The 12,122-nt window shown below is 45.0% G+C and carries 12 protein-coding genes; 5 read left to right on the top strand and 7 right to left on the bottom strand.

Annotated elements, in window-relative coordinates; genetic code table 11:
- Positions 1 to 141 precede the first annotated feature (141 nt).
- The 3 genes from BIZ37_RS17160 to BIZ37_RS17150 all read right to left on the bottom strand — a co-directional run bounded on the left by BIZ37_RS17160 (position 142) and on the right by BIZ37_RS17150 (position 4,642).
- On the bottom strand, positions 142 to 2,520 hold the full coding sequence (locus BIZ37_RS17160; RefSeq protein WP_187462519.1) for a fatty acid cis/trans isomerase: 2,379 nt from the start codon (positions 2,518 to 2,520) through the stop codon (positions 142 to 144).
- 183 nt (positions 2,521 to 2,703) lie between these two features.
- On the bottom strand, positions 2,704 to 3,981 hold the full coding sequence (locus tag BIZ37_RS17155) for a winged helix-turn-helix domain-containing protein (protein ID WP_187462518.1): 1,278 nt from the start codon (positions 3,979 to 3,981) through the stop codon (positions 2,704 to 2,706).
- Between the two features lie 208 nt (positions 3,982 to 4,189).
- Positions 4,190 to 4,642: a DUF3069 domain-containing protein gene (locus BIZ37_RS17150; RefSeq protein WP_107296353.1), complete on the bottom strand. Its 453-nt coding sequence runs from the start codon at positions 4,640 to 4,642 to the stop codon at positions 4,190 to 4,192.
- Positions 4,643 to 4,935: 293 nt separating this feature from the next.
- Between BIZ37_RS17150 and BIZ37_RS17145 the strand changes: the two genes are divergently transcribed.
- The 5 genes from BIZ37_RS17145 (at position 4,936) to BIZ37_RS17125 (ending at position 8,704) form a co-directional block, all read left to right on the top strand.
- Positions 4,936 to 5,883, top strand: a complete 948-nt coding sequence (locus BIZ37_RS17145; protein WP_187462517.1) for a diguanylate cyclase domain-containing protein — start codon at positions 4,936 to 4,938, stop codon at positions 5,881 to 5,883.
- A gap of 249 nt (positions 5,884 to 6,132) precedes the next feature.
- A complete protein-coding gene (locus BIZ37_RS17140) occupies positions 6,133 to 6,804 on the top strand; it encodes a YceH family protein (protein ID WP_187462516.1) in 672 nt (223 codons plus the stop codon).
- Between the two features lie 66 nt (positions 6,805 to 6,870).
- Positions 6,871 to 7,200, top strand: coding sequence for a GIY-YIG nuclease family protein (locus tag BIZ37_RS17135; protein WP_187462515.1), 330 nt, complete (start codon positions 6,871 to 6,873; stop codon positions 7,198 to 7,200).
- A gap of 174 nt (positions 7,201 to 7,374) precedes the next feature.
- Positions 7,375 to 7,914, top strand: coding sequence for a YaeQ family protein (locus tag BIZ37_RS17130; protein WP_187462514.1), 540 nt, complete (start codon positions 7,375 to 7,377; stop codon positions 7,912 to 7,914).
- A 145-nt stretch (positions 7,915 to 8,059) separates the two neighbouring features.
- Positions 8,060 to 8,704, top strand: a complete 645-nt coding sequence (locus BIZ37_RS17125) for a YdcF family protein (protein WP_187462513.1) — start codon at positions 8,060 to 8,062, stop codon at positions 8,702 to 8,704.
- 70 nt (positions 8,705 to 8,774) lie between these two features.
- On the opposite strand, the gene tenA is transcribed toward BIZ37_RS17125, so the two are convergent.
- The 4 genes from tenA to BIZ37_RS17105 are packed head-to-tail and all read right to left on the bottom strand — an operon-like array spanning position 8,775 to position 12,102.
- The gene (tenA, locus tag BIZ37_RS17120) at positions 8,775 to 9,440 is read right to left on the bottom strand and encodes a thiaminase II (RefSeq protein WP_107296359.1); all 666 of its coding nucleotides are present in this window, start codon (positions 9,438 to 9,440) and stop codon (positions 8,775 to 8,777) included.
- Positions 9,441 to 9,472: 32 nt separating this feature from the next.
- On the bottom strand, positions 9,473 to 10,432 hold the full coding sequence (locus tag BIZ37_RS17115; protein ID WP_187462512.1) for an ABC transporter substrate-binding protein: 960 nt from the start codon (positions 10,430 to 10,432) through the stop codon (positions 9,473 to 9,475).
- A gap of 52 nt (positions 10,433 to 10,484) precedes the next feature.
- On the bottom strand, positions 10,485 to 11,327 hold the full coding sequence (locus BIZ37_RS17110; RefSeq protein WP_370577384.1) for an ABC transporter permease: 843 nt from the start codon (positions 11,325 to 11,327) through the stop codon (positions 10,485 to 10,487).
- Positions 11,314 to 12,102, bottom strand: a complete 789-nt coding sequence (locus BIZ37_RS17105; protein ID WP_255526793.1) for an ABC transporter ATP-binding protein — start codon at positions 12,100 to 12,102, stop codon at positions 11,314 to 11,316. The genes BIZ37_RS17110 and BIZ37_RS17105 overlap by 14 nt, the downstream gene beginning before the upstream one ends.
- Positions 12,103 to 12,122 lie beyond the last annotated feature (20 nt).

Below are 12,122 nucleotides of genomic sequence, written 5' to 3'. Positions count from 1 at the left end.
CTCATTAACCAACATATAAAAAATCCCTACCAACAAAAGCTGGTAGGGATTATTACGCAATATTAGGATCGTTCAAGTGCCTTAAACGATCGGCATTACCTAATGGGGCCTGGAATAGAGTAGGTACGTATTTGGTACTGATTAGCGGTTTTCAATCCGGTTGTAATCAAGTAACCCTGACTCGATAGGGAACATACTTTGGTTGATTTCATTAAGTTTGTCGCTGAATGACCAGAAGTCAGCGCTGGTACGTCGCATCCCGTATTTATCTAAAAACAGTCGGTATTCTTCTTCTGATGTGATGGCGTTGATCTGCTTGGCTGCATCATCTAACTCTGTTGCTTTTAGGTGCCAAAAAGCTCGAGGGTAACTACCGAGCAGGCCACGCACTAGAGTCACATTGTCTTGGGCAGGAAGACGGTTAGACTCTTCATCGAATAGGCTTGAGATGTTTTTGTGGGCGCTATTGCGGATCAGGGTGAAAAGCTCCGCTTCTTGGTTAGTCTCGGTTGGCTCGACCATGATGAAGGTAATCTCAGGTAACAGGCTTGCTTGCTTACCGCTCAACCGGTTCAATTTGTACAGCGCAAGAGATCCATTTTTGGCAAGTGGTGATTGAGTGAAATCGTATCGATCTGGCAAGACTACTTTCAGCTTCTCCTGTAGCATACCGAATAGCTCATTTTTCGGATGCTCGGTGTGATACTTGATTCCGGTCGGTTGATCGAATTCGTTAATATCACCCTGAAGGTAATCGCTTAGGTGTTTATTGGAGCCCTGATACCAGTAGGCCAGTTGCTCTCTTCGTACCTCTGCTGGCAATAAAGAGAGGAAGTTAGATTCACCCTCCATACGCAAGAAGTCCATATACATACGTGTTACAAGCTGGTGGCCGAAGTTTCCGTATACATCAAAGCCTGCAACCAATAGGTAATGGATACGCTCAAGCAAGGAGTAGTCGATGACCCATGCCGTCTTTGGCTGACTGCCAACCAGACCTTTTGTGACGGTTGCACTGTCGAAATGGCGGAAGACAGTTAGGCTAGCATTGTCGTTGTAGCCATCCCCATCCCAAATTAGATCGGTAGTTAAGTGCTCGCCGTTCTTGAAGGCATCATTGAGGAAAGCATTTTTTGCTTTGAGGAAACGCCCTTGTTGCTTGGAGTAAGAAATCCAATTAGCAACAGGTAGCGTGTTGCTCTCATTTTCTGCCGGTAGCCTCAAATTGTCTGCCTGAGTCTCATAAAACTCATCAACAGAAGGGGTGTTAGCCATCGCAGGATCCACGAAGAATACCCAGAAGTGATCATTAATAACATTCAGTGCCAATTGTCCTCGGCATACCGGTCCTTTGATAAATCCCATGATGGTATTTTGGGCGTTATCAATCATGAAGCGATAGCGGCTATCGACTGGGATTTGCTTGAATGCAATCAATGGGTTGGCGGCAATGTCCGGGTGGTAGCTCGGCATTGATGTTACCTTATACTCCGGCTCGATAAACAACGTGTTAAAACGAGTGAGCTTGGCTTTATTCAAGGCATAAGGCATGTGGGTTTTATCGACTATGGTCTCCCGCACAGGTTGGAAGCGGTAGTAAACGCGCTCGACGCCGGGATCATCATAAGGACGTCGCGTTGCAATAAGGTCGATTGGTTCACCTGGAGCGGTACGGGAACGCACTAAATTGAAAAATGTTGGGTGTTGTTGATCTGAAAAATAAAGGTGAGAAACAAACAGGTGCTCGTAAATATAGCGACTTGCCAGTTGTTGCTTCAGGCTACTTCCATTTAGGAAGGCTTCCCACTCTGCCACTTTAGATAGGGTGGCTGAGTTAGGCTGAGGTGCAGTTGCCATTAAGGCACCACTTGCTAGCCAGTCCATCAGAACTTGGTTCTCATTGTCACTAATCTGAGGTAGGCCATAAGGCATCCCCCATTGCGGATAATTCTGCTCATACTTCGCCATTTCTTCAATGGTTGGGCATTGCTGATCCCGGTCTAATGAAAAGTCCCATTCATCATGGTTAAGGACTTTCTGCTCGGGTAGGGGGTGTGCCTGTTTAAGCTGAAGCATACGCGCCATGACACCGGCTTGGGTATTTGCTTCTTCGGATTGGATACGTTCATTAAGAACGGGGTTAAACCCTTTCTCGCGCCATTCAGCCGTTGACTGAGCATCAATAAACATACGTGTGGTATTCGCAGCGAGAAGTCGGGTTCCTTCATATACCTTTTCTTTACTGGCACCACGGTCTATGCCTTCTGCCGAAGACATTTTTAATTGGCAGGGTGCATCATAGCAGGCATGGCAGACAACACAGCGATTTTCAATGATGGGCTTCACTGTGTCCAAATAGTGATTGGCAATGGGAGAAGTATCAGCCGCTATTCTTTCCTGCGGTTGGGGTTTGCCGAATTGCTGGTCAAAGTTAAGCCCAGCATAAACAGCGCAACCGGAGAAAAACAGTATCAGGGCGAACAGCCATGAACGTTTTAAGTATCTGTTATTTAGAGTCATTCTGATTTATATCTTTATTTTATGCAGCAAGCTGCAATGCGTTAAAAGCTAATGTCATGTATAAGTTTATCAAAACACTCATATTGCTTGGAAAAATGATTTGATCTTATTGAATGGTGCAGGAATATACTGAAAAGAAAAAGCAGCTCAGGCGAGCTGCTTTTTTATATGCTGTGATAAGGCTTATTGTGTTATCGCTTGGCGCTTGTAGTTAAAAATCTTGGCATCTTTTTCACTGTTATGAACCCAAAAGATACCGACTTGATCATTTAAAACCAGATCAACAAAAGGTTGCTGATAGAGAAGATAGCTATAGCCAATATTTTTACCGAGAAATTGATCTTTCACCTTACTTTCAAGGTAAATGGCCGTTGATGTGTCTTCATTGACAAACTCATTAGGCTGGTAAGCCCAGTGGTACATGATAGGCTTGAGCTCGATAGTCGAAATAAAAGGGGATTCATTTTCTACCACAGTCAAGGTTGCCGAACTGATTGACAGAGCATGGTGATAGCCTGTTTTTTCTTCAGAAATAAAGTTTAAATACGAGAAGTTAAGCTTATTGTCTTTATCTTTGGTGATGTAATGGTACACAACCTGAGAGTCGATACCTGAATCATCAACAAAGTTAAGGAAGACTTGTGATGTCGGTTCGCGGGCGAGTTCGGTCTGTATAATTGGGTCTTGGCGAGAAAGAGGTAAGTCTTGCATAACCTTGAGCTTAAACAGTCGCCAGCCTTCATCGCTAATTTGATATGAGAAATCAGTGTTGGGTAAGCAATGGTTATTTTCATCAACGCGGCACCATGCAAGAGAGTATGAGTCTTTCCCCTTGAATGCATAGAGCTTTAGGTTTGTTAAGTCCGGCACATTATCAAGTTGGGAATAGGTGTCATGTAGGTCATCAAGCTTTGCTTGAAGTTCGCTTATCTCTTTTTCGCTGGTAGAGATCAGTGTGACGATACTGTTTTGCAGCATACTCGTGCGGGTGATGTAATGTGGTTTGTCTGGGTATTTGTACCCAGTGAACCAGAGATAACTACCTACAAGCAAAAGACCAGCCGCAAGGGTTGCAATGGAAAGGTAAGGTAAATACGGGGCTGTTTTCTTTATCACAGTGGCTGTGGATAAATCGGAATATCTTTCGATTGAAACTTGGGTGATCTGGTAACCAACGCGAGGTAGGGTTTCGATGATTTCACCCTTGGTGTTTTCCTGTAGCTTAACCCGTAAGCTACGAATTGCTTGGAAAAGAGAGGCTTCAGAGACAACCCGATCAGGCCAACCGGCATTAAGCAAATCTTCTTTTGTTACTGGGCAGTTTGCATGCTCAATCAGGTAGAGCAGAATATATTGCTCTGAAAGGTTGAGCTTTTGACTGGTAGTGTCTGACTTTATAACCCCTAGAGCCGGAATAAAAACAAGCTCATTAGTGAATTTAAATTGCTTCTGGCCAGACATTGATACCTCAGAGCCTCTTGCTTAAATGCTATTTTAATCGTTGATTGGCAATAGGAATCACAGTTTGAACATAATGATGCCTAATTGATTGAAGGTGCTTATTTTATCATGAAAAAAAATAATTGATATGCGAATAATTGCTGCAGAAAACAAAGGGAGCACTAGGCTCCCTTTGATACTATGTTGCGTTTTCCAGTAACTAATAAGGTTACTTCTTGAAAATTTCCTGGAACTCACGTTTCATTGGTGGGTTGCGGCGAGCTTTTTTCAGCTGCTTACACATATCCTTGACACAGTTGTGCAGAACTTTATCTAGCATTACTGCTTTGTAATCTGTGTATTCTTCGTCAGTCATGTCTGACGGCTTTTCGCTTTCCTGCATTTCACCAAGGAAATCAACACCTGAGTAGCTTTGGCTTAGTGCAATTAGTGCATGAAATTGCTCGAAGTTATCTAGTACATTCTGAGCACTTGCTGGAAGTTGATCCCAAGCTTCACGTGACGTCGGCTCAGACGCTTTATATACGTTAATTAGCATGTCTAGAAGCTCTTCAGGCACTTCTTCAAACTCAACAACTTGACGAAGTTCTGGTGAACAGTCATCAAGAGTGAATTTTACTTCTTCAATTGTTTGATCGTCTTTTTTCTCAATATCAGACATAGCTAATTCCTAAAGCATGAATTGTTAAGGGAGGGAATCCTATAGTCCTCTCTATAAATGTCAACTGATAAGATAGCGGATAAACAAGAACAATCACGTTAATTTGCTCACGAATATAGTCAATGGCCTGCCTGCCCGATTGGTAGCCACTCTGATGAGTAAGATTGTCCCAGCCCATGAAAAAGCTAAGTTGTAAATAAGTTGCATAAACTTTTTAATAGAACCAATAAAGCCATGCCATTCTGTGCTATAAATAGCTTAAGGAATAGCCAATATATCAATAGGATGCTTAGATGGAAGCGATGCGGATACTACTAGTAGATGATGTGCATCTCGAGAGGATGCAGTTGGCCATGCGGTTGCAGCGCCTCGGGCATGTGGTTGAAGCTGTCGCTTCAGGTCATGAAGCCATCGAGAGATATCCTTTGTTTGATCCCGATTTACTATTGTTAGATGTCAGTATGCCGGATATGAGCGGTACTGAGGTTGCAGAACAAATTCGAATCAAACACCCTGAATGGGTGCCTATCATATTCCTGAGTGGGCATGATGAGCCTGAAATGATATCGAAAGCGATAGATATGGGGGGCGATGACTACATCGTCAAACCCGTAAACAAAATCGTTCTGGCGGCAAAACTCAAAGCGATGCAGCGTATTGCCCATATGCGTCACCAGTTGAAGGATGCGACCAAAAGCTTAGAGCAAGCTAACGAAAAGTTGTCACAGCAAGTGAACGAAGATGGTTTGACTAAGCTAGCTAACCGTCGATACCTTGATACCAAAATGGCTGAATTTATTTCTTGGCATGGCCGTAATAACTTCCCATTGACCTTGATCATGCTCGATGTCGACCACTTCAAGTTGTTCAACGATCACTATGGCCATTTAGAAGGTGACCGCTGCTTACAGGCGGTTGCAACTGAACTTAAGAAAAACTTCAGCCGTGCAGGTGAACTTGCGGCCCGTTATGGTGGTGAAGAGTTCGTGATTGCCCTGAGTAATTGTGACAAAACTAGAGCGGTACGCGAATGTGAACGTTTAAAGCTGTGTATTCAGCAACTCGAAATCCCGCACTCAAAATCAACCACGGCTGATATTGTAACAGTTAGCCAAGGTATGGTGTCTTGGGTACCAACGGGGTTGGAAACAGTTGAAAACATGTATGAAATTGTTGATCGGGTTCTGTACAAGGCCAAAGAGCAAGGCCGAAACCGTTTTGTTGCCGCTGAATTCACCTAATCTCCCGCCAGTTTTTTGATCTAGTTAACACTTTGTACTTTACCAAGCGTTATTTGGCTGAATTGCAGCCAAATAACCTGTCTGGTGCTTGCCGTAACTATCTTCAGTGATAACCTGCTGTTAGACATGAATGTCTATCGCAGTGTGCATTCTTTTGAGTAGCAGTGAATCCTTGCCATAAAGACAATGTGTTTTCGGCTATGCTCAATGGAATTTGTATTGTATGAAGAAAAATGTGAGGGAAGGATCATGGATATTTGCTTTTCGCAGACAGAAGCGCGCGTACTTGGTTGCTTGCTTGAAAAAGAGGTGACCACACCTGATCAATACCCATTAACACTCAATGCACTAACAACGGCCAGTAATCAAAAAAGTAACCGTGAACCTGTGATGTCGCTGACTGAAGCCGAGGTGCAAGACACGATTGAAGCGTTGAAGTCAAAACGCATTGTGCAGGAAGTGACCGCAGGCTTTGGTAGCCGAGTAGCGAAATACCAGCACCGCTTTTGTAATACTGAATTCAGTACTTTCCAGTTCACCAAGCAAGAAAAAGCCATTATCTGTGTGATGTTGTTGCGTGGGCCACAATCTCCGGGTGAAATACGTACACGAACAAATCGCCTGTGTGATTTTACTGATGTGAAAGAAGTCGAGTCCGTGTTGAGTGCTCTTTCAGAGCATCCTAAAGGCCCGTTTGTCGTCCAATTGCCGAAAGAATCGGGTAAGCGTGATTTTCGCTATATGCATTTGTTCAGTGGTGAAGTAGATCTGGAGGAACTTCAACAACAGGCAGCCTCTGTTGCCACAGGCACACCTTCATCGCCAACCTCTGAGCGGCTAACCGCCTTGGAAGATGAAGTTTCAGAGCTTAAAAAAGAAGTACAAGAGCTCAAGGCAATGCTTGAATCATTGACGTCTTAAGTGTCAAATAGTGTCAGTGTTATCAGCCCAGCGAATGCTGGGCTTTTTTGTAAGGTGTAAAGATTTATGGCCTGCACTCATCAAGCAAGTTCAGCAGAGAGTGAAAAGCAAAAGAATAAAGTCGGTCAGTGGTCGGTCTATTTAATTAGGACGGCAGATAACAAGTTGTATTGTGGGGTCACCACGGACGTAGCAAGACGCTTTTGCGAGCATACATCGACAAAGCGCGGTGCAAAATTCCTGAAGGGAAAGGGACCCCTTGATTTAGCCTGGTCTGAGTGTGTAGGGGATAAACGCTTAGCCATGCAACTTGAATATAAGATCAAGCGTCTGCCTAAGCGCACCAAAGAGCAAATTGTGAATGGTAGCGTTAAGGTTTTGAGCTTAGTTGAGTAAATTGTTGGCTCAGCGATAGGTTCAATGATGCAGTATTAGCACTTTTTGATATTTCCGCATTTTCTAACACCTTTTGGGTGTTTGTTAGACAATTGAAATTGAACCTTCTTCCTGTTCAAATTACACTGCATTTATTATTTCTATATCAAAAATTTATTTTTCTAGGATATTTTTATGGCACTTAAAGCCACGATTTACAAAGCCCAGTTCAATGTCGCCGATCTTGACCGCCATGTGTATCTCGATCAGCAGCACACCTTGGCCTGTCATCCATCTGAGACCCTACAGCGCTTAATGCTGAGGTTGATCGCATGGGGTTTTAATGCCGATGAAGAGTTACAGTTTACCAAAGGCCTTTGTGAAGCTGATGAGCCTGCGCTTTGGAAGAAAAACCTGAGTGGTGAAATTGTGTTATGGATTGACCTAGGCTTGCCTGATGAGAAACGCTTGAAGAAAGCTGCCCATAAGGCGCAAAAAGTCATTATCTTTGCCTATGGCGATAATGCTGCCCCAGTATGGTGGAAGCAACACCAAGCCAAAGTGAGCCAGTATGGCAATATTTCTGTTGTTTTCTTCAATGATGAAACGCTAGCTGAACTTGAGGCTATGGTTGAGCGCTCGATGAACCTTCAGCTAACCATTGAAGCAGAGCAGGGTTGGCTAATGCTAGGTGAAAAGAGCTGTACCCTAACGCCAGAATGGTGGCTGCGCTAATACTGCAAGCGATTGGTTGAGACTGATGATGGCTGTCACTGAATAGTCATCGAAGCCCTTCATGATATTCTCCTGTATACCAAGATTGATACTGCTGCCTGACTATCAGGCAGCTTTCGCCTTTTCAGCAACAAGGAGTCGTGCAATGCCATCAAATGTGCATGCTTTAGCAACAAAAGTGTGGGACTATCATCATCTTAACCACACGCTCTCACCCTCTGACTGTATCTTCGTGCTGGGTAGTAATGACATTCGAGTCGCTGAACATGCGGCTAAACTGTTCCTTGAAGGCTATGCACCATTCATCGTATTTTCTGGTGGGGAGGGTGAGTTAACCCGAGGAATGTTTAAAGGATCAGAGGCTGAAGCCTTTGCTGAAGTTGCTTTGGATATGGGTGTTCCAGAAGATGCGATCCTGCTCGAACCACAGTCCACCAACACGGGTGAAAATGTTCAGTTTACGCGTGCCTTGCTGCAGATGAAGGGACTCGAGCCTGAGAGTTTTATTATTGTCCAAAAGCCATTCATGGAAAGAAGAGCTTATGCGACTTTCCAACAGAATTGGCCCGGCAAGAAAGTGAAAGTTACTTCACCTCCCATAGCCTTTGATGAATACCCGAATGAAACCTTGTCATACAGTGATGTTATCAACGTTATGTTAGGTGACCTTCAGCGTATCAAAGTCTACCCGTCTTATGGTTACTCTGTTGAGCAGAATATTCCAGATGAGGTCTGGCAGGCTTACAAGAAACTGGTCGACTTAGGGTTTAAAGAGCACTTACTTACATAATTTATGTAAGACGGCTCATAGATATAAAAAAAGCCCTGTAAAAACAGGGCTTTAAACTGATGGGCTGAAATTATTGTGCTGCGTTCATGCCTTGCTCCCAGAAGGCAACTTCCATCCGTGTCGCTGTTTTGAAAATCTCACACAGGCGCTGACCACGTTTGCTTTCTAGTGGGATTTCTTCAAGCATAGCGTCTAAACGGCGAATGGTTTCCTCGACACCCGATTGATATTCCTCACCGCTATAAAGTTCAACCCAGCTGCGGTAAGGGTTACCTTCAAGTTTTGTCTCAGACCACTTCGCTAGGCGTTGACCCACTACCGCATAGCCGATAGCACAAGGGGCTAGGGCAGTGAATAAATCGGTGCGGTCTCCTGCCATACCGGTATCCAATACATAGCGCGTGTAGCAAACAGTACCGAAGTCTTCCGGTTCTGCTTCCATCTCTTCAGCAGACAGACCCCAAGTCTGGCAATACTCAATGTGATGGTTCATTTCTGATTCAAGCAAAGCGCTCAAACCAGGTAGAGGCTCACGCATTTCAGCCAATGTTGTTGATTTGAATATAGCCAGTGCGTAAGCACGGGCATAGTGCTTCAGGAACAAGTAATCTTGCTTAAGGTAGTGGAAAAAAGCGTACTTGTTCAAGTCACCAGTTGCTAGCTGGTTGACGAAATCATGCTCGGTATAATCTTCCCAATCCTGCTGGCAGTAGCTAATCAAATCTTGGTATTTCATTGTAAATCCTCAAATACTGATATTCGTGGCGCTTAGTAGGTCAGCACGTAATCTTTCGCTTGTGGTAGTGTTTTAATGATGTTGTGCTGTTTCATGAATTCAGCGTATTCATCATAGCGTTTTAGCTCCACAGCGCCTGGGCGCAAAGCAAAGCGGGTTAGGGTATCTTCCCAAGCTCGGCGGTTTAGGTCGTTGTTCAATGTATCAGGAGAGTAAGCCACGAACTCTTTCCATGCCTGCTCTGGGTGGTTAATGAGGTAAACCGTTGCTTTCTCGATAGCAGTATTAAACTTGTTGATCGTTTCTGGATCGTATTTGTTTTTGTTAGCAACGAAAATCAGCTCGTCGTAAGGTGGTACACCGTGTTCTTCTGGGTAGAAAGCGGTTGCGTCATAGCCCTCGATAGCAAGTTGGTTAAGTTCGAAGTTACGCAAGCCACCCCAAATGGCGTCGACCTTGCCAGAAGCGAGCGAAGAAGAGAGTGCCCAGCCAACATTGATGATTTTTACGCTATCCATATCCACACCTTCTGAGCGAAGCATGGTGCCGATAGTCGCATCTTCATTACCGCCGATAGCAACGCCAATGTTTTTGCCTTTTAGATCAGCCAATGACTTGATGCCTGATTTGTCTAATACAATCAGCGAGTTCAACGGGCCAGAAATGAGCGTCGCAGAGCGTACCAGAGGAAGCTTTGCCGCTGTGCTTGAAATCAGCGTGCTCTGGTACGAAACAGCAAGGTCAATACGACCTGCTGCGACTAATTTGTCAGGCACACTCGGGTCGGCAGGCTCTTGGATTTGAACATCTAAACCTTGTTCTGCAAACCAGCCTTTTTCTTTTGCTAGGATAATTGGGCCGTGGTTTGGGTTAACGAACCAGTCCAGCATGAGTGTGACTTTCTCTTCTGCGGACGCACTAAAAGAAGCCAGCATTAATGCAGCTGCGGCAAACAGTTGCGGTTTACCTGCTTTAAAAAAAGTGGATATCATTCTATTTCCTTGTTGTTGAGCGAAGTAAAGCATTCCGTGTTATGTAACCGAGTTATTGGCTTTGCCATGGAATGGCTTTTTTTAATATAAGATCGGTAATGAAGTACAGGCTGATAGAGAAAAACGCCAAGATAAACAAAGCGGCGAACATCTCATCGACAAACATGCGCGCATTGGCTTGCAGCATTAAGTACCCGAGGCCTTCACTTGAACCCACCCATTCACCAATCACGGCACCAATTGGCGCGACGACAACCGCAACGCGAATACCTGATGCCAAAGCGGGTAGGGCGGCGGGTAAGCGGATCTGCCAAAGTTGCTGCCAACGGGTAGCTCCCATCGTCGTGGCCAGATCAAGGTAGCCTTTTGGTGTATGGCGAAGGCCGTCATAACAGCATGTCGTGACAGGGAAGAAAATGATCAGTGCTGCCATGACAATTTTTGACGCCATGCCATAGCCGAGCCACAGCATCAGAATGGGCGCGATAGCAAATACCGGTATTGCTTGGCTAGTGATCAGTATTGGCAGTAGCCAACGACGAAGAGGCTCAAATACCAGCATTTGTAGGGCAAAGAACAGCCCCATAGCCAAGCCAAGCAGTAAACCAAACAGGACTTCAGTACCGGTTACCACAGTGTGGTGCCACAGTACATCTGCCCTTTCAACTAGCTTGGAGAGGACAGCGACAGGTCCTGGCAATATGAAAGGTGGTAGGTCAAAGATAACGACACTGGCCTGCCATAAACCCATAATGATTGCCACGCTAATGACAAAGCGGGAAATATGTTGCGACAACTGTGACTTATTGACCTTATTGGTATGCTGGTTAGCCTCTTGCTGTTCCAACAAAGGATTCTGTAGCTTCGGAGATACTGATTGATCAGACATAATCATTCTCCAGCTCATTGATGATCCCTTGCTGGTGGGTGGCGAGCTCACCATCAAATTGCCTTGGTGGTGGACTAGAGGGTACTGGTAACGCTCTTATGGAAGCTGGGGTACCTGCCATCATATATATCTGGTGGCCAAGCCGAAGTGCTTCTTGCGGATCATGGGTGATCAACAATACGGTTTTCCCTTCGAGTAATTTTGCCGAAAGAGACTGGAGCTTATGCCGTGTGACAGCGTCGAGGGCCGAAAAAGGCTCATCCATTAAAACAAGTGGTTTGTCTTGCATCAGAGTACGAGCCAAAGCCACACGCTGGCGCATCCCGCCAGAGAGTTGGCTAGGCATTACATCCGACTTATCAGCTAGACCAACAGCTTCGAGCAATGCCAGAGCGCGTTTCTTGTCTGCTTTCTGAGCTTTACCAAAACGCGCACTTAAGCAAGCATTTTCCATGACATTGAGCCAAGGCAGCAGTAAATCCTGCTGGGCCATGTAAGCGATGTTGCCGTTTAATGGTAACTTGTTGCTTGTGGAGATAGTGCCATTCCATGCAACGTTGTCCTCCAACAGGCCAGCAAGGTGGCGGAGCAGTGTTGTTTTGCCGCAACCGCTCTTCCCCAGAAGGCAAGTCCATTGACCGGCTGGCAACTCAACGTTTAACTGGCTAAATAATGGGGTGCTGGCGTCGTTATATCGAAGCATTAGATCCTCGATTTTGACTGCCATCCCTTTAGCAACATAAGAATCGCCAGATGTGTCTGATGCAAGATTGCTATTCATCTTGTTTATCGCTTCCATGC

It is taken from the genome of Photobacterium sp. BZF1, assembly GCF_014349205.1.
Lineage (GTDB): Bacteria > Pseudomonadota > Gammaproteobacteria > Enterobacterales > Vibrionaceae > Photobacterium.
This window is presented reverse-complemented; position numbering and strand designations above follow the sequence as displayed.

Bases quoted from the DNA above. Each gene is read 5' to 3' on its own strand.
- BIZ37_RS17115 (WP_187462512.1), bottom strand. From the start codon at position 10,432: ATGATATCCACTTTTTTTAAAGCAGGTAAACCGCAACTGTTTGCCGCA.
- BIZ37_RS17155 (WP_187462518.1), bottom strand. From the start codon at position 3,981: ATGTCTGGCCAGAAGCAATTTAAATTCACTAATGAGCTTGTTTTTATT.
- BIZ37_RS17105 (WP_255526793.1), bottom strand. From the start codon at position 12,102: ATGAATAGCAATCTTGCATCAGACACATCTGGCGATTCTTATGTTGCT.
- BIZ37_RS17125 (WP_187462513.1), top strand. From the start codon at position 8,060: ATGCCATCAAATGTGCATGCTTTAGCAACAAAAGTGTGGGACTATCAT.
- BIZ37_RS17130 (WP_187462514.1), top strand. From the start codon at position 7,375: ATGGCACTTAAAGCCACGATTTACAAAGCCCAGTTCAATGTCGCCGAT.
- tenA (WP_107296359.1), bottom strand. From the start codon at position 9,440: ATGAAATACCAAGATTTGATTAGCTACTGCCAGCAGGATTGGGAAGAT.
- BIZ37_RS17140 (WP_187462516.1), top strand. From the start codon at position 6,133: ATGGATATTTGCTTTTCGCAGACAGAAGCGCGCGTACTTGGTTGCTTG.
- BIZ37_RS17110 (WP_370577384.1), bottom strand. From the start codon at position 11,327: ATGATTATGTCTGATCAATCAGTATCTCCGAAGCTACAGAATCCTTTG.
- BIZ37_RS17135 (WP_187462515.1), top strand. From the start codon at position 6,871: ATGGCCTGCACTCATCAAGCAAGTTCAGCAGAGAGTGAAAAGCAAAAG.
- BIZ37_RS17160 (WP_187462519.1), bottom strand. From the start codon at position 2,520: ATGACTCTAAATAACAGATACTTAAAACGTTCATGGCTGTTCGCCCTG.
- BIZ37_RS17150 (WP_107296353.1), bottom strand. From the start codon at position 4,642: ATGTCTGATATTGAGAAAAAAGACGATCAAACAATTGAAGAAGTAAAA.
- BIZ37_RS17145 (WP_187462517.1), top strand. From the start codon at position 4,936: ATGGAAGCGATGCGGATACTACTAGTAGATGATGTGCATCTCGAGAGG.